Raw genomic sequence first — 21,310 nt, 5'->3', positions numbered from 1 at the left:
CCGTGTACGACGGCGACATCAGTTCCGTGCTCATCACCGAGCAGGAGATCAGCGACAAGGTCACCGAGCTGGCCGACAAGGTCGCGGCTGACTACCCGGCCGACGGTGGGAACGACCTGGTCCTGATCACCGTGCTCAAGGGCGCGGTGATGTTCATGACCGACCTGGCCAGGGCGTTGCCGGTGCCGGTGCAGCTGGAGTTCATGGCGGTGAGCTCCTACGGCTCGTCGACCTCGTCCTCCGGCGTGGTGCGCATCCTCAAGGACCTCGACCGGGACATCGCGGACCGCGACGTGCTCATCGTCGAGGACATCATCGACTCGGGCCTGACGCTGTCCTGGCTGCTCAAGAACCTCGCGTCGCGCCGGCCGCGGTCGTTGGAGGTGTGCACGCTGCTGCGCAAGCCCGACGCGGTGAAGGTCGAGGTGCCGGTGAAGTACGTCGGCTTCGACATCCCCAACGAGTTCGTGGTGGGTTACGGCCTGGACTACGCCGAGCGCTACCGGGACCTGCCGCACATCGGCACCCTGGACCCCAAGGTCTACTCCGGCTGACCCGTGCGGGGGAGGGGCGTCCGCACCTGTTCGCGCAGGTGGGAACGCCCCTCCCCGGTCACGTCAGCAGTTCGGGCGGCACCTGCGCTGCGAGATGCCGTCCAGCAGCACGCCGCGGATGTCGCCGGGCTCCATGGCCTGGTACGCCTTGCCGCCGGTCGCGTCGGCGATCCGCCGCAACGCGTCCATGTCGGCGTCCGCGCCCAGCCCCACCATGATCATCGGTACCGGGCGGGCCGGGTCGACCTCGGCCTTCAGCGTCGCGAGCAGGGCGGGCAGGTCGATGCTGGAGATGTCGTCGTTGCTGCCGTCGGTGATCAGCGTGACCGAGTTGATCTTCCCCGGGTCGTAGCCCTGCTGCACGTGCCGGAACGCGGCCAGCGCCGTCTCGTTCAGCGACGTGCCGCCGCCGACCAGCTGCGGCAGGGTGCCCGCGCCCTTCTGGAGCTGCACGCGCCGCGGCGCGCCGCCGATCGGCTCGCCGAGCGGGCCGATCGGGACCAGCTCGATCCAGTCGTTCGGCGGCTTCTTGTCCGTGGAGAACGCCCACAGGCCGATCTCCGAGGTGTCCGGCAGCATCCCCAGGGCGGTGAGCGCGGCCTCGCGGGCCGCCTCGATGCGGGTGGAGCCGTCGCTCGTCTTCTCGGCCATCGAGCCGGACACGTCCAGCACGGCCAGCAGCCGGGTGTCCAGGCTGACCGCGCCCCACGTGCCCAGCAGCTCGGAGACCTGCTCCGGGGTGGGCGTCCTGAGCAGGGCGACGTCGTCGCCGCGCACGCCGTCCTCCTCGTTGGTCCACCCCTGCGGGGCCTTGCCGTCGGTCGTGCGGAAGCCCGCTTCGGCCAACCGCTGTGCGGTGCGGCCGGCGCGCAGGGCCCGCTCGAAGTCCTCGGCGGCCTTCGCCGTGCCCGCCTGCTCGCCCGGCCTGCTCACCCGCACCACGGGGTAGTCGAACGAGATCGTGCCCTCCGCCGGGTAGGAGGCGACGACCCGGCGCGACCCGGCGTTCCGGTTCGCGGACAGCACCGACTGCTCGGAGGCGGTGAACACCGGCGCGTCGTCGGCGCCCTGCGCGACCTTGCCGAACGCGTCGCGCACGGACGGCAGCGCGTCACGGCCGACCCGCAGCAGCGCGCCGATCAGCTCGGGCTTCGGCGTGCCGTCGGGGTTGCCGAGCTGCGCGCGGATGACCGCGAGCGTGGCCAGGCCCTCGGTGGACGTGGTCGGGTCGCTCAGCGCCACGGTGACCCGGGGGTCCACGACCCTCGACCAGCTCACCGGCGAGAGGGGCCAGCCCAGGTCGGTCATGGCCGTCTCGGAGCCCGCGATGAGCAGGGGCGAGGAGGCCAGCGAGTCGGAGATGTCCAGCCGCGGCGCGTCCGCGCCCTGGTCACCGGCCTGGCGCTGGGTCTCGGCCGCCCACATGGACGAGTCCGGCACCCACAGCGCGGGCGGGTTGATCTGGGCGGTGGGCAGCTCCTTGGACACGTCGGCGGCGCCGCGCGCCTCGACCTGGACCTGCACGCACTTGCCGTCCACCACGGGCTGACCGGTCTGGTAGTCGTCGGCCGCACCCCGCACGACCTCCTCGATCGCCGGCGTGACGGCGATCTTCAGCGGCAGGGTGCCGTCGCACTCGGGTCCGCTGGTCGCCCGCAGCGCCACGACGGTGACGCCGGCGGCGGCCACCACGCCGAGGAGCGCCCCGAGGGGCATGAGGACGCGGCGCAGGCGTCCGGGTCGGCTGTGCCGGGTGCGAGCTGACATACTCTCGGTACCTTCGGTTGGTGTTCACCCTTTCGGGTGTGCGAGGAACACTCCGTGACTTCCGAGGATGACATGTGCCACTCACATGACAAACTCTCGTGTCTCACGTCACCCGAGTGGTCCTCACATGGTCCCTACCTGCTAGTAACGCGTCACCCCCAGTAAGTGTTACGGGGATGAGGGGCCCTCGGTTCACCGTCCCGCCCGCTCCCCACCGGACCGCGCTGACCTGCGTTCCGTGTTCCCGGTTACGGCCGGCGGTCCCGCGGGAACACCGGAGGGGGTTCGCCCGTTGGTCCGGCAAGACGCGATGGGCCCGCACGCGGAGCGCTTCGCCCGGCTCCCGGGCGGTAGGCTGGTCGGACGGGTGAGCCCGTCTGCGCCCGTCGTCAAGTCAGGGAGGGTCGAGGCCGCCCGCCGGCCGTAAGTGCATGGACCGCAAGCGCCTGCTTCGCAACCCGCTGCTGTGGATCGTGGCGGGGTTGTTGCTCTTCTACGCCTTCAGCGTGCTCTTCGACACCGATCGGGGCTACACCCAGATCAAGACGTCCCAGGCACTGCAACAGATCCGGGACGGTCAGGTCAAGGAAGCCACGATCGAGGACAAGGAGCAACAGCTCAAGCTGACCTTGAACGATGGGGTGACCGTCGAGGGCAGCAACCGCGTGCGGGCCCAGTTCCCGGCCAGCTCCACCGACGAGATCTTCACCATCCTCGACGAGGCGCGCAACGAGCCGGTCGTCGAGACCAAGGTCACCCAGGACTCGTTCCTGACGCAGATCCTGCTGTACCTGGTCCCGCTGGGCCTGCTGCTGCTCCTGCTGATGTGGATGATGAACAACGCCCAGGGTGGCGGGAACCGCGTCCTCAACTTCGGCAAGTCCAAGGCCAAGCAGCTCTCCAAGGACATGCCCAAGACGACGTTCGCCGACGTGGCGGGCGCCGAGGAGGCGGTCGAGGAGCTCTACGAGATCAAGGACTTCCTCCAGAACCCCGGCCGCTACCAGGCGCTGGGCGCGAAGATCCCCAAGGGCGTGCTGCTCTACGGCCCGCCCGGCACCGGCAAGACGCTGCTCGCGCGCGCCGTGGCCGGCGAGGCCGGGGTGCCGTTCTACTCGATCTCGGGCTCCGACTTCGTCGAGATGTTCGTGGGTGTCGGCGCCTCGCGCGTCCGCGACCTGTTCGAGCAGGCCAAGCAGAACGCGCCCTGCATCATCTTCGTCGACGAGATCGACGCGGTCGGCCGCCACCGCGGCGCCGGCATGGGCGGCGGCCACGACGAGCGCGAGCAGACCCTCAACCAGCTGCTGGTCGAGATGGACGGCTTCGACTCGCGCGGCGGCATCATCCTGATCGCGGCCACCAACCGGCCCGACATCCTGGACCCCGCGCTGCTGCGCCCCGGTCGCTTCGACCGGCAGATCCCGGTGTCCGCGCCCGACCTCAAGGGCCGGAAGCAGATCCTGCGCGTGCACGCCAAGGGCAAGCCGTTGGCCCCCGACACGGACCTCGACGGCCTGGCCAAGCGCACCGTCGGGTTCTCCGGCGCGGACCTCGCGAACGTCATCAACGAGGCCGCCCTGCTCACCGCCCGCCACAACGGCACGGTGATCAACGGCGCCGCGCTGGAGGAGTCCGTCGACCGCGTGATCGGCGGTCCGGCCCGCAAGAGCCGGATCATCTCCGAGAAGGAGAAGAAGATCACCGCGTACCACGAGGCCGGGCACGCCCTGGCCGCGTGGGCCATGCCGGACATCGACCCGGTCTACAAGGTCACGATCCTGGCCCGCGGCCGGACGGGTGGTCACACCCTGTCCGTGCCCGAGGAGGACAAGGACCTGATGACCCGGTCGGAGATGATCGCCCGGCTGGTGTTCGCGCTGGGCGGCCGCTCCGCCGAGGAGCTGGTGTTCCACGAGCCGACCACGGGCGCGTCCAACGACATCGAGCAGGCCACCAAGATCGCCCGCGCGATGGTCACCGAGTACGGCATGTCCGCCCGGCTGGGCGCCGTCAAGTACGGCCAGGAGCAGGGTGAACCGTTCCTGGGCCGCACGGCGGGCCGGCAGGCCGACTACTCGCTGGAGGTCGCGCACGAGATCGACGAGGAGGTCCGCGAGCTGATCGAGGCCGCGCACACCGAGGCGTACGAGGTGCTCAACACCTACCGCGACGTGCTCGACGCGCTCACCCTCGAACTGATCGAGAAGGAGACCCTGCACCAGAAGGACCTGGAGCGGGTCTTCGCCTCGGTCGAGAAGCGGCCGCGGATCACCAAGTTCAACGAGTTCGGCACCCGCACACCGTCGGACAAGCCGCCGGTCAAGACCCCCGCCGAGCTGGCCAAGGAGCGCGGCGAGCCGTGGCCGCCCGCCATCGAGGACGTCCGCGACGCGGAGCCCTCGGTGCCGGACCCGGCGCCCGCGCCGCCGGTCAGCCCGAACGGGCCGAACGCGCCCGGTTACCAGCCCGGCCAGGCCGCGCCCGGTTACCAGCCCGGCCAGGCCGCGCCCGGCTACCAGGCCGGTCAGACCGCGCCGATCCCGACCGCGAACGGCAGCAACGGGTCGCCGTACCCGGCGACGCCGGCCGCGCCGGGTCAGCCGTACCAGCCCCCGCAGCACCCGTCGTCGGGCCCGCCGAACTACGGCGCGCCCCCCGGCTGGACCCCGGCCACCGCGCCGGGCGGGAACGTCACCCAGCCGCCCTGGCAGCCGGAACCGACGGACGCCGAGGCGGGCAAGCGCAACTTCGAGTCGGACCCGGACAACCGCACGTGACCGAGATCGACCAGACCGGCCTCTCCGGAAACGGGGGGGCCGGTCTCGCGCGCCGCCCCTTCGACCAGAAGCGCGCCGAGGCCGCCGTGCGCGAGCTGCTGCTCGCGTGCGGCGAGGACCCCGAGCGCGAGGGCCTGCGCGACACCCCGGCCCGGGTGGCGCGGGCGTACCGCGAGCTGTTCGCGGGCCTCTACACGGACCCGGACAGCGTGCTGGCGAAGACGTTCGACGAGTCGCACGAGGAGCTGGTGCTGGTCACCGACATCCCCATGTACTCGTTCTGCGAGCACCACCTGCTGCCGTTCCACGGCGTCGCGCACGTCGGCTACATCCCGAACGAGCACGGCCGGGTGACCGGCCTGTCGAAGCTCGCGCGGCTCGTCGACCTGTACGCCAAGCGACCGCAGGTGCAGGAGCGGCTGACGTCGCAGGTCGCCGACGCCCTGGTGCGGCGGCTGGAGCCGCGCGGCGTGATCGTGGTGATCGAGGCCGAGCACCTGTGCATGGGGATGCGCGGCGTGCGCAAGGCCGGGTCGCGGACCACGACGTCCGCCGTGCGGGGCATCTTCCGCAGCTCGTCCACCTCCCGGGCGGAGGCGCTGGAGCTGATCCGGGGACGGTTGCGGTGAGCCTGCCCAGACCGGGTCGCTGCGTGGTGATGGGCGTCCTGAACGTCACCCCCGACTCCTTCTCGGACGGTGGCCGCTACCTCGGGTTCGACGACGCGGTGGCGCACGGCGTGGCCCTGCACCGGCGGGGCGCGGACCTGGTGGACGTGGGCGGCGAGTCGACCCGCCCCGGAGCGGAGCGGGTGCCCGCGGACGTCGAGGCGGCGCGGGTCGCCCCGGTGGTCGCGGCACTGGTCGCGGAGGGCGTGCCGGTCAGCGTGGACACCACGCGGGCCGGGGTGGCGGCGGCGGCGCTGGAGGCGGGCGCGTCGATCGTGAACGACGTGTCCGGCGGGCTCGCCGACCCGGGCATGGTGTCCGTGGTCGCCGAGGCGCGCGTGCCGTACGTGCTGATGCACTGGCGCGGGCACAGCCGGACCATGAACGAGCTGGCCGTGTACGACGACGTGGTGAAGGACGTGCGGGACGAGCTGTCCCGGCAGGTCGACGTGGCGCTCGCCGCGGGCGTGTCGGCGGACGACGTGGTCCTCGACCCCGGACTGGGGTTCGCGAAGGACGCGGGCCACAACTGGCAGCTGCTGCACCGCCTGGACGCGCTGCTCTCGCTCGGGTTCCCGGTGCTGGTCGGCGCGTCGCGCAAGCGGTTCCTGGGCGCGCTGCTGGGCGGCCGGAACCCCGACGGGCGCGAGGACGCGACGGCGGCCGTGTCGGCGCTGGCGGCGTTCAACGGGGCGTGGGGCGTGCGGGTGCACGACGTCGGCCGGACGCTGGACGCGGTGGCCGTGGCCGGGGCGTGGAGGGCGGGCGGTGCCTGACCGGATCTCGCTGCGCGGCCTGCGGGTGCGCGGCTTCCACGGCGTGTTCGAGCACGAGAAGCGCGACGGCCAGGACTTCCTGGTCGACGTCACGGTGTGGCTGGACCTGTCGCGGGCGGCGGCGACCGACGACCTGCGGGAGACGGTGCACTACGGCGAGCTGGCCGAGCGCACGGCCGCGATCGTGGCCGGCGGCCCGTACGACCTGATCGAGACGGTGGCGGGCAAGGTCGCCGACGAGGTGCTCACCGACCTGCGCGTGGAGGCGGTGGAGGTGACCGTGCACAAGCCGTCCGCCCCGATCCCGCTGACGTTCGCGGACGTGTCGGTGACCGTGCGGCGGACCCGGTGACGAGGGCCGTGCTGTCGATCGGCTCGAACCTGGGCGACCGGCTCGGGTTCCTGCGGCAGGCGGTCGACGGCTTCGCCGGGTTCCTGGTGGCGGTGTCCCCGGTGTACGAGACCGCGCCGTGGGGCGTGACCGACCAGGACGACTTCCTCAACGCCGTCCTCGTCGTCTCCGGCCCGTGCGACGAGTGGGGGTGGCTGCGGCGCGGGCAGTCGCTGGAGGACGCCTCGGGCCGCGTGCGGCGGCAGCGCTGGGGGCCGCGCACGCTCGACGTGGACGTGGTGACCGTGGACGGCGTGCGGTCGGACGACCCGTCGCTGCTGCTGCCGCACCCCGGGGCGCACGAGCGCGCCACCGTGCTGGTGCCGTGGCTGGACGTGGAGCCGGACGCCGTGCTGCCCGGCCACGGCCCGGTGGCGGACCTGGTGGCGGGGCTGGACCTGTCGGGCGTGGCGCGGCGGGACGACCTGACGCTGGGGTGAGGCCGGCCGGGGTCGGGGTGGGCGGCGCGTCCACACCGGACGGGTGGTTCGGGGACGATGGTGGGGTGAGGTTCACCAAGCCCCGTGATCTGGCCGTCGCCGCGCTCGTCGCGGGACTGGTCGTGCACCTGCTGGTCCGGCTCTCCTACTCGACCCTGCCGCCGCTGCCGACGTTCGCCGGGTTCACCCTGCTGGTGATCGCGGCGGTGAACGGGTGGCTGGCCTTCTCGCTGCGCGCGCGCATCCTGCGCAAGCCCGGCGCGCGGCCCGTGGAGCCGCTGACGGCCGCGCGGGCGGTGGCGCTGGCCAAGGCGTCGTCGCTGCTGGGCGCGATCATGCTGGGCGCGTGGGCCGGGCTGCTGGTGCACGTGCTGCCGGCGCGCGACGAGTTCGCGGCGGCCGAGCACGACACGGTCAGCGGGACCGTCGGCGTGGTGTGCTCCGCGCTGCTCGTCGGGGCCGCCCTGTGGCTGGAGCACTGCTGCCGGACGCCCACCGATCCCCACCGGGACGAGTGAATGCGGACGCCGAGGTCTCAATCGGGTAACTGACCGGTACGGTAGACGCCATGACCGGGCGAGGCGCGTCGGACGATGACGAGCAGCAAGATCACGGTCGTGGTTCCGGGCGACTACTGCTGGTAGCGGCACTGACACTCGCCCTGGGCGCCGCGGCTGTCCTCGTGCTCAGCGACAACGCCCGCTGGCTGCGGCTGGCCGTCATCGCGGCGCTGTGGGCCGCGCTGGTCGGCGCGTTCCTCGCCGCCCGCTACCGCAGGCAGATCGCGGACCGCGAGGACGAGGTGGCCGACCTCCAGTCGGTGTACGAGCTGGAGCTGGAGCGGGAGGTCGCCGCGCGCCGCGAGTTCGAGCTGGAGCTGGAGACCGAGACCCGCAAGCGGGTCGAGGAGGACTCCCGGGACGACCTGGAGGCGCTGCGCAACGAGCTGCGCGCCCTGCGGGAGAACCTGGAGGCGCTGCTCGGCGGCGAGGTCCTCGTGGAGCGCGTGGCGCTGCGCGCCGAGTCGACCCGGATGCGCGCGCTGGGTGAGCAGTCGCGGCTGATGGCCGTGGGGGACAAGCGGATCATCACGGCGGGGACCGCCCTGCCGGTGGCGCAGAAGGCCGCCGCGCCGGCCGCCGACAAGCCCGCGCCGGACCGCCCGGACCGCACCGAGCTGATCGAGCGGGTCGAGCGGGTCGAGCGGATCGCCCACGACGGCGGGCGCAAGGACGCGGTGCGGCGTCCGGAACCGGCGCGGCCGGAGCAGCCCGTGCGGCGCGAGCAGGGGCAGCAGGCGCGCCGCGAGCCGAACCGCGAGCCCGCCAGGGAAGCCGTGCGGGAACCCGCCCGTGCGGCGTCCAACGGTGCCGGCGGTGGCGGTGCGGGTGGCGGTGCGGGTGGCGGTGTCGCGCAGCAGCGGACCGCGGTCGTGCGCCGCGAACCCGCCCCGCAGGGAGCGGGTCACCCGGCCGGCAACCAGCCCGCCGCGCCGAAGCCCGGCGCGTCCCGGCCCAACCCGACCGAGCGGGTGAACCGGGGTGACGCGGCGGCCAGGCAGGCGCCCGCCCCGGCGGAACCGGCGAAGGCCGAGCACACCGCGCAGCGGCGCAGCCGGGTCGCCGAGCGCACCGAGATGATCAGCCGCGAAGCGGTGGCGCAGCAGGCGGTGGCGCAGCAGGCCGAGGCCGCCGCGCCGCCCGCGCGCCGACCCGAGCCGCCGCGGGGCGGGGCCGCGCCGGTGCGCCGGTCGCCCGCCGAGCGCGCGGCCGGGCGTCCCCCCGCGGAGTCGACGGGCGAGCACCGGCCCGTCCAGCCCCGCCGCGCCGAGCTGACGGGTGAGCACCGGCCGGTGCAGGCGCGCCGGGCCGAGGCGACCGGTGAGCACCGGCCGGTGGCGGGTCCCGCCGAGCCGCGCCGGGTGGACCTGGCCGGCGAGCACCGACCGGTCACGTCGACCACCGGGCGTCGCCCGGGGCTCGAAGCCCGCCGCGCCGAGCTGACCGGCGAGCACCGCCCCGTGTCGGGTGACCGGCGCACGGCGTCCGAGTTCACGGGTGAGCACCGTCCGGTGTCCGGCGATCGGCGCACGGCGTCCGAGTTCACCGGCGAGCACCGGCCCGTGCAGGCGCGTCGGGCGGAGGCGGCCGACGAGCACCGGCCGGTGCAGGCGCGCCGGGCCGAGCTGACCGGCGAGCACCGGCCCGTGTCGGGCACGCGGTCGGAGCAGAGCGGCGTCCAGCGGCCCGTGGCCGCCGAGGGCGGGCGCCGGTCGGCCGAGCGGCGGCCGGAACCCGAGGCCAAGCCCGGTCGCCGGTCGGCGGAGCGCCGCGAGCCGGACGCCGCGGTTGGTCGGTCGGCGGACTCGGCGTCGGCCTCGGTGGCCGGTCGCCGCCGCGCGCCGGAGCCGGAGACCGGTGGCCGTCGCCGCGCCGACGAGCGCGGTGACACGTGGGAGGAGATCTCCAAGCCCGTCCGGCGCACCGCGCCGACCCCGCCGCCGCCCCCCGCGCCGGTCGAGCCCGCCGGGGCCCACGCGGACGGCAAGTCGGTCAGCGAGCTGCTCGCCGCGTTCGGCGGGGGCGACTCGCCGCGCCGCCGGCGGCGCCGCGAGGACTGACCCGGCGAGGACTGACCCGGCGAGGACTGACCCGGCGAGGACTGACCCGGCGAGGACCGACCCGGCGAGGACCGACCCGGCGAGGACCGGCCCGGCGAGGACCGGCCTACTTGTCGATGTCGCCCACGACGACGGCGAACGACCCGAGCACGGCGGGCAGGTCCGCCACCCGCGTGCCGGGCAGCAGGGCGGACAGCGCCTGCACGTTGTTGAACGACGGCGTGCGCAGCTTGAGCCGCCACGGGGTCTTCTCGCCGCGCGACGCGAGGTGCACGCCGGACGTGCCCAGCGGCGCCTCGACCCACGTGTAGACCGACCCCTCGGGCGCCTTGACGGCCTTGGGCAGCCGCAGGTTCACCGGTCCGGCCGGCAGCGCGTCCAGCAGCTCCCCGGCGAGGCCGACGGACAGCCGCACCTCGTCCACCAGGCACCTGACCCGGGCCAGCGCGTCGCCCTCGGTGCGCACCACGGGCCGCACGTCCAGGTTCCGGTAGCCGGGCAGCGGGTCGTCGCGGCGCAGGTCGAAGTCCACCCCGGACGCCCGCCCGATCGGACCGGTCACGCCGTGCGCGAGCGCCGCGTCCCGGTCGAGCACGCCGAGCCCCGCCAGGCCCTCGGGCGCCTCGCCGGGGTCCACCGCGGCCAGCACCTCGCGCACCCGGTCGGTCCAGCCCGCCGGGACGTCCTCGCGCAGCCCGCCGATCCGGTTGAACATGAAGTGCACGCGCCCGCCGGACGCCTCCTCCAGCACGGCCTGCACGGCGTCGCGGTCGCGGGTGCCGGTGAGCGGGGCGAGGAACACCAGGTGCGCCATGACCCGGTTCAGCTCGCACAGCAGCGCGCGCAGCACCTGGGCGCGGGGCGGGACGTCCATGCCGGTCATCCGCTCGACGGCGAGCGCGACGGCGAGTTCGTTGCAGAACGCGGCGAGCCAGTCGTGCCGGTTCGCGAGGGTCAGCACCTGCCGGTAGTCGCGGACCTCGAACAGCTTCTCCGCACCCCGGTGGAGGTGCCCGACCAGCGGTTCGGCGGCGGTGATGACCTCGTCGTCGCGGACGGTCAGGCGCAGCCGGTACGCGCCGTGCGCCGACGGGTGCAGCGGCCCGAGGTCGACCACGCGGTCCACCCCGAGGTGCCGCGCGCCCGCGCCCACGCCAACGGTGATCTCCACCCGGTCATGCTCGCACGGGCCTCAGTCGCGGGTGACGGCGAACAGGTAGCACCCGTGCGAAGCACTGCGCACCTGGACCGTGTGGATCGCCGGATCGTTCAACAATCCGGCGATCCTCTCGTTCACCTCGTGGACCTGGGCGGTCTCGCCGTCGTGGATGCGGCCGTCGGCGGTGTAGGCGCGCAGGGTGCGCGGGGCGCGGACCAGCTCGGCGGGGAGGTCGGTGGTGCCGGCCGGGCCGCCGCACGGTTCGGCGTGGGCGAAGACGGGGCCGACCTCCTCGTACGGGCCGCGGCCGGAGGGTGGGGAGTAGCGGAACAGGACCAGCGGTTCGCCGGGGGCGGCCTTGCGCAGGCAGCAGCGCAGGGGACTGCCGGGGGCGTCGGGGTGCAGCTCGTGGTGCTCGTCGGTGCCGGCCAGGGCTCGGGCGCGGGTCAGGACGTCGGGGGGAAGCGGGTGGACGCGCATGGTCGCCGGCGTCGTCCGCGGCGGTGGCGGGGGCCGGCGGTCTTCGGCCGTGAGGGTCGTTCTAGGGCCGCCAGGGCGGCAGGGGTGGGAGCAGGGCCGACACCGGTACGCCCACGCCGTGCAGGAGCCAGCCGAACGAGCCCAGGCCGCCCTCCGCGCGCAGCTCGGCCACGCGGGACGCCCGTTCGGCCGAGGCCAGCCAGGCCATCGGGTCCACCGGCTCCATCCGACCGCTGGGCCCCGGCTCCACCCGACCGGTGGGCCCCGGCTCCACCCGACCGGTGGGCCCCGGATCGACCTGGCCGGTGAACCCCGGGTCCACCCGGCCGGTGAGCCCCAGGGCGGCCAGCGCGTCCCGTTGCGAGACCAGCACGCGGTCACCGCCCGCCGCCGCGCCGCACGCGTCCAGCGCCACGTGCGCGGTCAGGTCGCAGCTGCCGTCGAACACCGGCTCGACCCGCCGCCCGCCCCGGTAGGCCGCGAACGTGCCCGCCGCGTACCGGCCCGCCACCCGGTCGGCCAGCACGTGCCCGTAGTCGACCGCCAGCGCCGCGCCCGCCGCCACCCGCGATACCGCGTCCGCCCACGCCCGGTCGCGCGGCTCGCCCACCTCGGCCCGCTCACCGGGCCGCACGGGCCACCACCGGGCCAGCCACGGGTCGTCCGACGGGCCCTCCACCAGCGGGCACGGGATCGCGTCCAGCCACTCGTGCCCGACCAGCAGGCCGCGCACCGACGACGGCAGGGCCGACGTCCACACCACCCCGTGCAGCGACCGCGCCGGACCGACGTCCACCGCCGTCACCACCAGCCGCCGGGCCAGGGACGGGGGCGCGAGGGAGCGCACCGACGCGGACAGCTCGCCGCCGCCCGCGCCGACGTCCACGAAGTCGAGCCGGGCGGGCCGGTCGAGGGCGGAGTCCACCCGGTCGAGCAGCACGAGGAGTGCTTCGGCCAGCTCAGGGCCCACGAGGGGCGAGGTGCGGAAGTGGTCGGCGGGCACCGCGCCGCGGGTGAAGAAACCAGCCGGTCCGTACAGCGCCCCCCGCCACAGGGCTTCCGGGTCAACCACGGGTCAAGTGTCCCTTTAAAGTTCCACACCGTGACCACTCCCGCCCGCAAGCGCGTCGACCAGCGCCGGTGGACCGTGCTGCTCCCGGTGATCGGCCTGATCGCGCTGGGCGTGTGCGGCCTGGTGCTGCTCGGCCTGGGCACGAGCGCCATCGGGCTGCTGCCCATCCTGGTCGGCGCGGTCGCCGCCCTGGTGCCCGTCGCCGCGGTGATCGGCGCCTGCCTGTGGGTGGACCGGTGGGAGCCGGAACCGGCGCGCATCCTGCTGCTGGCGTTCCTGTGGGGCGCGTGCGGCGCGACCATCACGTCGCTGGTGTTCAACCAGACCGCGCACGTGCTGGGGGAGCTGCTCAACGGTGACGGGGCGACGTTCGCGGCGGTGGTCGGCGCGCCCATCACCGAGGAGGCGGCGAAGGCGGCGTTCATCGTCGTGCTGTTCCTGCGCCGCCGCCAGGAGTTCGACGGCGTGGTCGACGGCATCGTCTACGCGGGCGTGGTCGCCGCGGGCTTCGCGTTCACCGAGAACATCTGGTACTTCGGCCGGGTCTTCTCCGACAGCGGGTTCGGCGACCTGGGCAGCGGCGTGATCGCGCTGTTCATGCTGCGCGGCGTCCTCTCGCCGTTCGCGCACCCGCTGTTCACGGCGATGACCGGCATCGGCGTCGGCCTCGCGGCGCTGACCGGCAACCGCACGCTCAAGGTGGTCGCGCCCGTCCTGGGCTACCTGGGCGCGGCCGGGCTGCACTCGCTGTGGAACTTCTCCACGACCGTCGGCACCGGCTCGACGTTCATCAACCTGTACTTCCTGATCATGGTGCCGATCTTCGCCGGCATGGTGTTCCTGGTGGTCTGGCAGCGCCGCCGGGAGCAGCGGATCGTCGCCGCGCAGCTGCCCGCGATGGCCGAGCGGCGCTGGATCGCCTCCAGCGAGGTCACGCTGCTCGCGAGCCTCCAGGGCCGCAGCCGCTGGCGGCGGGCCGTGCGGCGCAAGGCGGGCGACGCGGCGGCCAAGGCCGTCGCCGGCTACCAGGTGGCGGCGACCGAACTGGCGTTCCTGCGGCACCGGATGGCGCTCGGCACGGCCGGCGCGAACGCCGAGGAACGTCACTCGACGATGCTGGAGGCCCTCGTCGCCGCACGTCAGGCCGCGATCGACGCACCGGGGGCGATGAAGGCCGCAGGTGGCGTTCGTCGCAGTTGAGGGCCCCTCGCCCCGCACCGGATTACGCTCGCGGCCGTCGTCCGGTACCCGCCCAACAGGGACTGGAACGCCGCATAAGGAGTACGTCGCATGGACGCGACCCCCCGCCCCGCGCGGCTGGCCGTGGGAGTGATCTCCGCCGGCCGGGTGGGCTCGGTGCTGGGCGCCGCGCTGTCCCGGGCCGGGCACGTCGTGAGCGCCGTGTCCGCGGTGTCCCGCGACTCGCTGCGCCGCGCCGAGGACCTGCTGCCCGACGTCCCCGTGCTGCCGCCGCCCGAGGTCGCGGCCTCCGCCGACCTGGTGCTGCTCGCCGTCCCGGACGACGCGCTGCCGGGCCTGGTGCGCGGGCTGGTGGCCACCGGTTCGCTGCGCGCCGGGCAGATCGTGGTGCACACCAGCGGCGCGCTGGGCGTCGGAGTGCTGGCCCCGGCCGCCGACGCGGGCGCGCTGTGCGTGGCGCTGCACCCGGTCATGACGTTCACCGGCCGGCCCGAGGACGTGGAGCGGGTCACGGCCTGCTCGATCGGCGTCACCGCGGCCGACGGCGACGAGATCGCCTGGAGCGTCGGCGAGGCGCTGGTGGTCGAGATGTCCGCCGAACCCGTGCGGCTGCCCGAGGCCGCCCGCCCGCTCTACCACGCCGCCCTCGCGCACGGCGCGAACCACCTGGTCACGCTGGTCGCCGACTGCGCGGACCTGCTGCGGGAGGCGGGCGTCGCCAACGCCGAGCGCGTGCTCGGGCCGCTGCTGTCCGCCGCCCTGGACAACGCCCTGCGGCACGGCGACCGCGCCCTCACCGGCCCCGTCGCGCGCGGTGACGCGGGCACCGTGGCCAAGCACCTCGCCGTGCTCGACGGGCACGACACCCTCCCCGCCTACCGGGTCCTGGCGCTCCGCACCGCGGCCCGCGCCCAGGCCGCCGGGCTGCTCAGGCCCGAGGCGGCGTCCGACGTCCGCTCCACCCTTCACGAGGACTGACACAGGCATGACCAAGCCGCTCACCAAGGACGACTACAAGCCCGGCGACGTGACCGTGCACCACGACCCGGAGCGCCTGCACCGGGTGGTGAAGGCGCTGCGGGCCGCAGGCCGCAACGTCGCGCTGGTGCCGACCATGGGCGCGCTGCACGAGGGGCACCGCAAGCTCATCCGCGAGGCCCACGTCATGCAGAACACCGTGGTCGTGGTCTCGATCTTCGTGAACCCGGCCCAGTTCGGGCCGGGCGAGGACTACGAGCGCTACCCGCGGACCCTGGAGTCCGATGTGGACATCTGCCGCGACGAGCGGGTCGGGCTGGTGTTCGCGCCCTCCGCCGACGACGTGTACCTGCCGGGGGCGTCGGTGACCGTGCACCCCGGCCCGCTCGGCGACGAGCTGGAGGGCGCCAGCCGGCCCGGCCACTTCGCGGGCGTGCTCACCGTGGTGGCCAAGCTGTTCAACATCGTGCAGCCCACCTACGCGGTGTTCGGCGAGAAGGACTACCAGCAGCTGACGCTGGTCCACCGGATGGCGCGCGACCTGAACCTCCCGACGCACGTGGTGGGCGTGCCCACCGTGCGGGAGGCCGACGGCCTGGCGCTGTCCTCGCGCAACCGCTACCTGTCCGAGGAGGAGCGGCACTCCGCGACCGCGCTGTCCGCCGCGCTGGTGGCGGGCGCGCACGTCAGCGGCCAGGGCGCGGACGCCGTGCTGGCCGCCGCCCGCGCCACCCTGGACGCGGTGCCCGGCGTCGACCTCGACTACCTGGAGCTGCGGGCGCCCGACCTCGGTCCGGCGCCCGAGAACGGCGACGCCCGGCTGCTCGTCGCCGCCCGCGTCGGCTCCACCCGACTGATCGACAACATCGCCGTGCTGCTCGGCACCGGTGACGAGTAAGGGGGCAACGATGTTCCGCACCATGCTCAAGTCGAAGATCCACCGCGCCACCGTCACCCAGGCCGACCTGCACTACGTCGGCTCGGTCACGGTCGACGAGGACCTGATGGAGGCCGCGGACCTGCTCGCGGGCGAACAGGTCGCCATCGTGGACGTCACCAACGGCGCGCGCCTGGAGACCTACGTCATCCCCGGCGAGCGCGGCACCGGCGTCATCGGCATCAACGGCGCGGCGGCGCACCTGGTGAAGCCGGGCGACCTGGTGATCCTCATCGCCTACGGGCAGATGGACGACGCCGAGGCGCGCGCGTACGAGCCGCGGGTCGTGTTCGTCGACGCGGACAACAAGGTCGTCGAGCTGGGCGCCGACCCGGCGCACGCGCCCGAGGGGTCGGGCCTCGTCAACGGCTCCGCGTCGGGGGTCGTGGTGGTCGAGACGGTCCCCCAGGCGGAGACCGAGGACGCGGCGGCGCTGGACGCGCTGATCCAGGCCGAGAACTAGCGAGAACTGGGGAAACGCACGTGCTGCTCGCCATCGACGTCGGCAACACCAACATCGTCCTGGGCCTCTACGACGGCACCGGGGACTCCGCCGCGCTCATCCGCGACTGGCGGATGCGCACCGACGCGCGGATGACGGCCGACGAGCTCGCGCTGACCATGCGCGGCCTGCTCGGCGAGTACGCCGACAAGATCACCGGCATCTCGGCGCTGTCCACCGTCCCGGCGGTGCTGCGGGAGCTGCGCGTGATGCTCGGCCGGTACTACTCGGCGGTGCCGAAGGTGCTGGTCGAGCCGGGCGTGCGGACCGGCGTGCCGCTGCTGGTGGACAACCCCAAGGAGGTGGGCTCCGACCGGGTCATCAACACCCTGGCGGCGCACCACCTGCACAGCACGGCGTGCGTGGTCGTGGACTTCGGCACGTCGACGAACCTCGACGTCATCTCGGCCAAGGGCGAGTTCCTCGGCGGCGCGCTCGCGCCGGGCATCGAGATCTCGGTGGACGCGCTGGCGGCGCGCGCGGCCCAGCTGCGCAAGGTCGAGCTGGTGCGGCCCCGGTCGGTGATCGGCAAGAACACCGTCGAGTGCCTCCAGTCGGGCATCGTCTACGGGTTCGTCGGCCAGGTCGACGGGCTCGTGCGGCGGATCGTGGACGAGCTCCAGACCGTCGACCCCGGCCCGGTGACGGTGCTCGCGACGGGCGGGCTCGCGCCCCTGGTGGTGGCCGAGTCGGCCACCATCCAGGCGCACGTGCCCGACCTGACGCTGCTCGGGCTGCGGCTGGTGTTCGAGCGCAACATGAAGTGAGCCGAGCCCTCCCCCGGCGAGCGGGCCCCGGGCGAACGATCGACGGGCACCGCCTCAGGCGAGGGCGCGCAGCCGTTTCACGTAGGTCCGGAGGGGGAGGTCGAACTCCCCCTCCGCCGTCTCCGGGGTGGACCTGAGGAACGCGAGCATCCGGGCGTTCAGCGCGGCGCGCTCCTCCTCCGGGATCACCAGCAGGTGCGAGTGCGTGTTGATCGTCGCCACCAGCGACTCGGCGGTGCGCCGCTGCGCGTGCGGGAACAGCTGCTCGGCGGCGCCGGTGAACAGCCCGTGCCCGGGCATCCAGTCGGCGCGGGCGTCCTCCGCGCTGACCGTGGACGTGCCGAGCCGCTTGAACTCCGCCATCCACGGGACCGAGGGGTCGTCGTCGTTCCACAGCCCCGCGAGCACGCCGCCGGGCCGCAGCACGCGGGCGATCTCCGGCATCGCCCGCGCCGGGTCGAACCAGTGGAACGCCTGGCCGACGAGCACCGCGTCCACGTCGTCGTCCGGCAGCGGGACCCGCTCGGCGGTGCCCGGCAGCGCGCGCACGTTGCGGTGCCGGCGCACCAGTTCCGACAGCATGTCCTCGTCCGGCTCGACGGCCGTCACCTGGTGGCCCTCGGCGAGCAGGACACCGGTGAGCTTGCCGGTGCCGGCGGCGAGGTCCAGGACCCGGTGCGGCCCCGCGCCCAGGGGTTCCAGCGCCCACCGCACGGCGGCGACGGGGTAGTCCGGTCGGTGTTCCGCGTACGCCGAGGCCGCCGTCCCGAAGGAGTTGGCCCGCCTCGTCCGCAAGTCTTCTCCGGTCACCACCCACAGCGTAGTGAGATCCGGTTCGATTTCCCGTCGGGTCTTTCCGTACGCTGCGCGTCGTGAGCGAGCAGCCTGCGACCGGTTCCCCGACCAGCGACGACGATCTCCCCGAGCAGCTCCGGGTGCGCCGGGAGAAGCGGGCGCGACTGCTGGAGCGCGGTGTCGATCCCTATCCCGTCGAAGTGCCCCGCACGCACTCGTTGCGCGAGGTCCGGGAAGCGCACCAGGGCCTGGAGCCCGACACCGCGACCGGTGAACTCGTCGGCGTCACCGGGCGCGTGATGTTCATCCGCAACACCGGGAAGTTGTGCTTCGCGACGCTGCGCGAAGGCGACGGCACCGAACTCCAGGCCATGCTGAGCCTGAACGCGGTCGGCGAGGAGCGGCTGGCCGAATGGAAGTCCGACGTCGACCTGGGCGATCACGTATTCGTCCACGGCGAGGTCATCACGTCGCGCCGCGGCGAGCTGTCCGTCATGGCCGACGCCTGGGCGCTGACCGCGAAGGCGCTGCGCCCGCTGCCCGTCGCGCACAAGGAACTCGCCGAGGAAACCCGCATTCGGCAGCGGTACGTCGACCTCATCCTGCGCGAGCAGGCCAGGAACACGGTCCGCAGCCGGGCCGCCGTGGTGCGGTCGTTGCGGGAGTCGTTCCACCGCCGCGGTTTCGTCGAAGTCGAGACGCCGATGTTGCAGACGTTGCAGGGGGGCGCCACCGCGCGGCCGTTCGTGACGCGGTCCAACGCGCTCGACATCGACCTGTTCCTGCGCATCGCGCCGGAGCTGTACCTCAAGCGGTGCGTGGTCGGTGGTATCGAGAAGGTCTTCGAGATCAACCGCAACTTCCGCAACGAGGGCATGGACTCGTCCCATTCGCCCGAGTTCTCCATGTTGGAGTACTACGAGGCGTACGCCACCTACGACTCCAACGCGGTGATGACCCGCGAGCTGATCCAGGAAGCCGCGCTGGCGGTCGCCGGTTCGCACGTGGTGACGCTGGCCGACGGTTCCGAGTACGACCTCGGCGGCGAGTGGACGACGTTGGGCATGTACGAGTCGTTGTCCGGCGCGGTGGGGGAAGACATCACGCCCGAAACCTCTTCCGAGCACCTGAGGAAGTTGGCCGAGAAGCACGGCCTGGAGACCGATCCCAAGATCGGCCACGGCAAGCTCGTCGAGGAGCTGTGGGAGCACCTGGTCGGCGACACCCTGCACGCGCCCACGTTTGTGCGCGATTTCCCGGTCGAGACCTCGCCCCTCACCCGGCAGCACCGCACCCGTCCGGGGGTGGCCGAAAAGTGGGACCTGTACGTGCGCGGTTTCGAGTTGGCCACGGGTTACTCGGAACTGGTCGATCCGGTGGTGGAACGAGAGCGGTTGGAAGCCCAGGCCCGCCTCGCCGCCGGCGGCGACGTCGAGGCGATGCCGGTGGACGAGGACTTTCTGCGATCGCTGGAGTACGGAATGCCACCGAGCGGTGGTGTGGGAATGGGCATCGACCGGCTGCTGATGGCGCTCACCGGCCTCGGTATCCGGGAGACGATCCTGTTCCCCCTCGTGCGCCCGGAATGAGTAACTTCTCGGACTCCGGGCGGCGCATTCCGGTAGTTGTGCGCTAACCTGCACTCGCCAATGCTTTAGGTCGCGGTCGGGGAACGCCGCGCATTCGAGTCCAGGAGGATACGCATGGCGCAGAAGGTCACCGTGACCCTGGTCGACGACCTGGACGGCGGGCAGGCCGAGGAGACGGTCGGTTTCGGCTTGGACGGTGTGTCCTACGAGATCGACCTTTCCGGTGCCAATGCGGGCAAGCTCCGCGATGCCCTCGCCGACTTCGTCGCCAGTGCCCGCAAGGCGGGGGGTCGCAAGCGCGGCCCGGGTCGACCGGCCGGTGTGAAGGCCGCACGTCCGGCTTCGGCCGACAGGGAGCAGAACCAGGCCATTCGGGAGTGGGCGCGCAAGCAGGGGATGAAGGTCTCCGACCGCGGGCGCATCCCGGCCGAGGTGCTGGAGGCTTACCACCAGCAGGGCTGAGGCCCGCATTGCCGTGGTGACCGTCACTCCGCCGGCGGTCGGCTCGTGTCCGGGGCAATGAAAACGTTGTTCTGTGAAGGGGTGCCGGTTTCCGGTGCCCCTTCACGCGTTTCGGGTCACCGGTGGCGGGTGGTGCGGGTGGTGGTGCGGAAGATCCATTTCCCGGACCGTTCGCCGTTCGCCGCGGGTCCTTCGCGCGGGCCTTCATGCGGGCCGTTCGCCGTGCGGTGATCTTCTGTTCGGGCGGCTTCCGTCTCGATTGGTGGCGGCCGGGCCGTTGTCGTCGCGGTGCGTGGGGAACGATCGACCGAACGCGTTCGGTTAGGCTTACCTCACTACGGTCGTCGCACAGGAGGAGCGGGACGTGGCCCTCCGCAGCAGTCGCCTGCTCTTGTTGCTCGGCCTGCTGGTCGTGGTCGTGCTCGCCGGCATCGCCCTGGGCGCGAAGGACATCCCCCTCGCCGACGTGTGGCACGCCCTCGTCTCGCCGACCGGGACCGAGAACGACCTGGTCGTGCGCGAGCTGCGGGTGCCCCGGACGGCGCTCGGCGTCCTCGCCGGGGTGGCCCTCGGCGTCGGCGGGGCGCTCATGCAGGGGCACACCCGCAACCCGCTCGCCGACCCCGGCGTCCTCGGCGTCACCCAGGGCGCGGCGTTCGCGGTCGTGCTGTCGATCTTCACGCTGGGTGTGACCAGCCTCTACGGGTACGTGTGGTTCGCGTTCGCGGGCGCGCTGGTGGCGAGCGTCGTGGTGTTCCTCCTCGGCTCGGGCCGGTCCGGACCCACACCGGTCACCCTGGCGCTGGCCGGCGCGGCGGTGTCCGCCCTGATGCACGGCCTGGTGTCGGCGCTGGTCCTGCTGGACAAGCAGAGCCTCGACGCGTTCCGGTTCTGGCAGGTCGGCGGCCTCGCCGGGCGCGACCTGGCGGTGCTGTGGCAGGTGCTGCCGTTCGTGCTGGTCGGGCTGGTGCTGGCGGCGTTCAACGCGGGCGGGCTGAACGCGCTGGCCCTCGGGGACGAGGTCGCCCGGTCGCTCGGGCAGCGGGTGGTGCTGACCCGCGTGCTGGGCGTGGTGGCCATCACCCTGCTGGTGGGCGGCGCGGTGGCGGCGTGCGGGCCGATCGGGTTCGTCGGGCTGGTCGTGCCGCACGTGGCGCGGGCGATGACCGGGCCGGACCACCGGTGGCTGCTGCCCTTCTCGGCCGTGCTCGGCGCGGTGGTGCTGCTCGCCGCCGACGTCGTGGGGCGGGTCGTGGCGCGGCCCGGGGAACTGGAGGTCGGCATCGTGATGGCCCTGCTCGGCGCGCCGTTCTTCGTCGCGCTGGTGCGGCGGCGGAAGTTGGTCCGGCTGTGAAGCCGGCGGGTGGGACCGC

General features: G+C 73.5%; 21 protein-coding genes. 16 read left to right on the top strand and 5 right to left on the bottom strand.

Features of this window, described 5'->3' with window-relative positions:
• Positions 1-2 precede the first annotated feature (2 nt).
• Positions 3-554: a hypoxanthine phosphoribosyltransferase gene (gene hpt, locus ACR807_RS16985; RefSeq protein WP_438922311.1), complete on the top strand. Its 552-nt coding sequence runs from the start codon at positions 3-5 to the stop codon at positions 552-554.
• 63 nt (positions 555-617) lie between these two features.
• Here hpt and ACR807_RS16980 read toward each other — a convergent pair whose 3' ends face one another.
• On the bottom strand, positions 618-2,321 hold the full coding sequence (locus ACR807_RS16980) for a substrate-binding and VWA domain-containing protein (protein ID WP_438922291.1): 1,704 nt from the start codon (positions 2,319-2,321) through the stop codon (positions 618-620).
• A gap of 431 nt (positions 2,322-2,752) precedes the next feature.
• Between ACR807_RS16980 and ftsH the strand changes: the two genes are divergently transcribed.
• The 7 genes from ftsH (at position 2,753) to ACR807_RS16945 (ending at position 9,996) form a co-directional block, all read left to right on the top strand.
• Positions 2,753-5,101: an ATP-dependent zinc metalloprotease FtsH gene (ftsH, locus tag ACR807_RS16975; RefSeq protein ID WP_438922290.1), complete on the top strand. Its 2,349-nt coding sequence runs from the start codon at positions 2,753-2,755 to the stop codon at positions 5,099-5,101.
• 5 nt (positions 5,102-5,106) lie between these two features.
• On the top strand, positions 5,107-5,730 hold the full coding sequence (gene folE, locus ACR807_RS16970) for a GTP cyclohydrolase I FolE (protein WP_438922310.1): 624 nt from the start codon (positions 5,107-5,109) through the stop codon (positions 5,728-5,730).
• A gap of 29 nt (positions 5,731-5,759) precedes the next feature.
• Positions 5,760-6,545: a dihydropteroate synthase gene (gene folP, locus ACR807_RS16965; RefSeq protein ID WP_438922309.1), complete on the top strand. Its 786-nt coding sequence runs from the start codon at positions 5,760-5,762 to the stop codon at positions 6,543-6,545.
• The gene (folB, locus tag ACR807_RS16960) at positions 6,538-6,897 is read left to right on the top strand and encodes a dihydroneopterin aldolase (RefSeq protein WP_438922289.1); all 360 of its coding nucleotides are present in this window, start codon (positions 6,538-6,540) and stop codon (positions 6,895-6,897) included. The genes folP and folB overlap by 8 nt, the downstream gene beginning before the upstream one ends.
• Positions 6,894-7,376 carry a 2-amino-4-hydroxy-6-hydroxymethyldihydropteridine diphosphokinase gene (gene folK / locus ACR807_RS16955; protein WP_438922288.1) on the top strand — a complete coding sequence of 161 codons (483 nt, stop codon included), beginning with the start codon at positions 6,894-6,896 and terminating at the stop codon, positions 7,374-7,376. Before folB ends, folK begins: the two co-directional genes overlap by 4 nt.
• 65 nt (positions 7,377-7,441) lie before the next feature.
• Entirely contained in the window at positions 7,442-7,894 is a 453-nt protein-coding gene (locus ACR807_RS16950) for a DUF3180 domain-containing protein (protein WP_438922287.1), read from the top strand.
• Between the two features lie 50 nt (positions 7,895-7,944).
• Positions 7,945-9,996, top strand: a complete 2,052-nt coding sequence (locus ACR807_RS16945) for a DUF6779 domain-containing protein (protein WP_438922286.1) — start codon at positions 7,945-7,947, stop codon at positions 9,994-9,996.
• 106 nt (positions 9,997-10,102) lie between these two features.
• Here the strand turns inward: ACR807_RS16945 and ACR807_RS16940 are convergent, their stop codons facing one another.
• The 3 genes from ACR807_RS16940 to ACR807_RS16930 form a co-directional block, all read right to left on the bottom strand.
• Positions 10,103-11,167, bottom strand: coding sequence for an NADH-quinone oxidoreductase subunit D (locus tag ACR807_RS16940; RefSeq protein WP_438922285.1), 1,065 nt, complete (start codon positions 11,165-11,167; stop codon positions 10,103-10,105).
• A gap of 21 nt (positions 11,168-11,188) precedes the next feature.
• A complete protein-coding gene (locus tag ACR807_RS16935; protein ID WP_438922284.1) occupies positions 11,189-11,635 on the bottom strand; it encodes a DUF1203 domain-containing protein in 447 nt (148 codons plus the stop codon).
• A gap of 61 nt (positions 11,636-11,696) precedes the next feature.
• Positions 11,697-12,707, bottom strand: a complete 1,011-nt coding sequence (locus tag ACR807_RS16930) for an SAM-dependent methyltransferase (protein WP_438922283.1) — start codon at positions 12,705-12,707, stop codon at positions 11,697-11,699.
• Positions 12,708-12,782: 75 nt separating this feature from the next.
• Here ACR807_RS16930 and ACR807_RS16925 point away from each other — a divergent pair, with 75 nt between their 5' ends.
• The 5 genes from ACR807_RS16925 (at position 12,783) to ACR807_RS16905 (ending at position 17,091) form a co-directional block, all read left to right on the top strand.
• Positions 12,783-13,907, top strand: coding sequence for a PrsW family intramembrane metalloprotease (locus ACR807_RS16925; RefSeq protein ID WP_438922308.1), 1,125 nt, complete (start codon positions 12,783-12,785; stop codon positions 13,905-13,907).
• A 90-nt stretch (positions 13,908-13,997) separates the two neighbouring features.
• A complete protein-coding gene (locus tag ACR807_RS16920; RefSeq protein ID WP_438922282.1) occupies positions 13,998-14,885 on the top strand; it encodes a Rossmann-like and DUF2520 domain-containing protein in 888 nt (295 codons plus the stop codon).
• 7 nt (positions 14,886-14,892) lie between these two features.
• Positions 14,893-15,783, top strand: a complete 891-nt coding sequence (panC, locus tag ACR807_RS16915; protein WP_438922281.1) for a pantoate--beta-alanine ligase — start codon at positions 14,893-14,895, stop codon at positions 15,781-15,783.
• Between the two features lie 10 nt (positions 15,784-15,793).
• Positions 15,794-16,285, top strand: a complete 492-nt coding sequence (gene panD / locus ACR807_RS16910) for an aspartate 1-decarboxylase (RefSeq protein WP_438922280.1) — start codon at positions 15,794-15,796, stop codon at positions 16,283-16,285.
• A 20-nt stretch (positions 16,286-16,305) separates the two neighbouring features.
• Positions 16,306-17,091, top strand: a complete 786-nt coding sequence (locus ACR807_RS16905; protein ID WP_438922279.1) for a type III pantothenate kinase — start codon at positions 16,306-16,308, stop codon at positions 17,089-17,091.
• Between the two features lie 54 nt (positions 17,092-17,145).
• Here the strand turns inward: ACR807_RS16905 and ACR807_RS16900 are convergent, their stop codons facing one another.
• A complete protein-coding gene (locus ACR807_RS16900) occupies positions 17,146-17,901 on the bottom strand; it encodes a class I SAM-dependent methyltransferase (RefSeq protein WP_438922278.1) in 756 nt (251 codons plus the stop codon).
• A 62-nt stretch (positions 17,902-17,963) separates the two neighbouring features.
• Between ACR807_RS16900 and lysS the strand changes: the two genes are divergently transcribed.
• From lysS to ACR807_RS16885, 3 genes are all read left to right on the top strand, one after another.
• Positions 17,964-19,475: a lysine--tRNA ligase gene (gene lysS / locus ACR807_RS16895; protein WP_438922277.1), complete on the top strand. Its 1,512-nt coding sequence runs from the start codon at positions 17,964-17,966 to the stop codon at positions 19,473-19,475.
• Between the two features lie 114 nt (positions 19,476-19,589).
• Positions 19,590-19,937, top strand: coding sequence for a histone-like nucleoid-structuring protein Lsr2 (locus tag ACR807_RS16890; protein WP_310311346.1), 348 nt, complete (start codon positions 19,590-19,592; stop codon positions 19,935-19,937).
• A 364-nt stretch (positions 19,938-20,301) separates the two neighbouring features.
• A complete protein-coding gene (locus ACR807_RS16885) occupies positions 20,302-21,291 on the top strand; it encodes a FecCD family ABC transporter permease (protein WP_438922276.1) in 990 nt (329 codons plus the stop codon).
• Positions 21,292-21,310 lie beyond the last annotated feature (19 nt).

The organism is Saccharothrix sabaoui (assembly GCF_051756985.1).
GTDB lineage: Bacteria > Actinomycetota > Actinomycetes > Mycobacteriales > Pseudonocardiaceae > Actinosynnema.
This window is presented reverse-complemented; position numbering and strand designations above follow the sequence as displayed.

Coding starts and splice junctions, on each gene's coding strand:
- folP (WP_438922309.1), top strand. CDS start 5,760: ATGGGCGTCCTGAACGTCACCCCCGACTCCTTCTCGGACGGTGGCCGC.
- panC (WP_438922281.1), top strand. CDS start 14,893: ATGACCAAGCCGCTCACCAAGGACGACTACAAGCCCGGCGACGTGACC.
- ACR807_RS16890 (WP_310311346.1), top strand. CDS start 19,590: ATGGCGCAGAAGGTCACCGTGACCCTGGTCGACGACCTGGACGGCGGG.
- ACR807_RS16980 (WP_438922291.1), bottom strand. CDS start 2,321: ATGTCAGCTCGCACCCGGCACAGCCGACCCGGACGCCTGCGCCGCGTC.
- ACR807_RS16920 (WP_438922282.1), top strand. CDS start 13,998: ATGGACGCGACCCCCCGCCCCGCGCGGCTGGCCGTGGGAGTGATCTCC.
- panD (WP_438922280.1), top strand. CDS start 15,794: ATGTTCCGCACCATGCTCAAGTCGAAGATCCACCGCGCCACCGTCACC.
- ACR807_RS16935 (WP_438922284.1), bottom strand. CDS start 11,635: ATGCGCGTCCACCCGCTTCCCCCCGACGTCCTGACCCGCGCCCGAGCC.
- ACR807_RS16945 (WP_438922286.1), top strand. CDS start 7,945: ATGACCGGGCGAGGCGCGTCGGACGATGACGAGCAGCAAGATCACGGT.
- ftsH (WP_438922290.1), top strand. CDS start 2,753: ATGGACCGCAAGCGCCTGCTTCGCAACCCGCTGCTGTGGATCGTGGCG.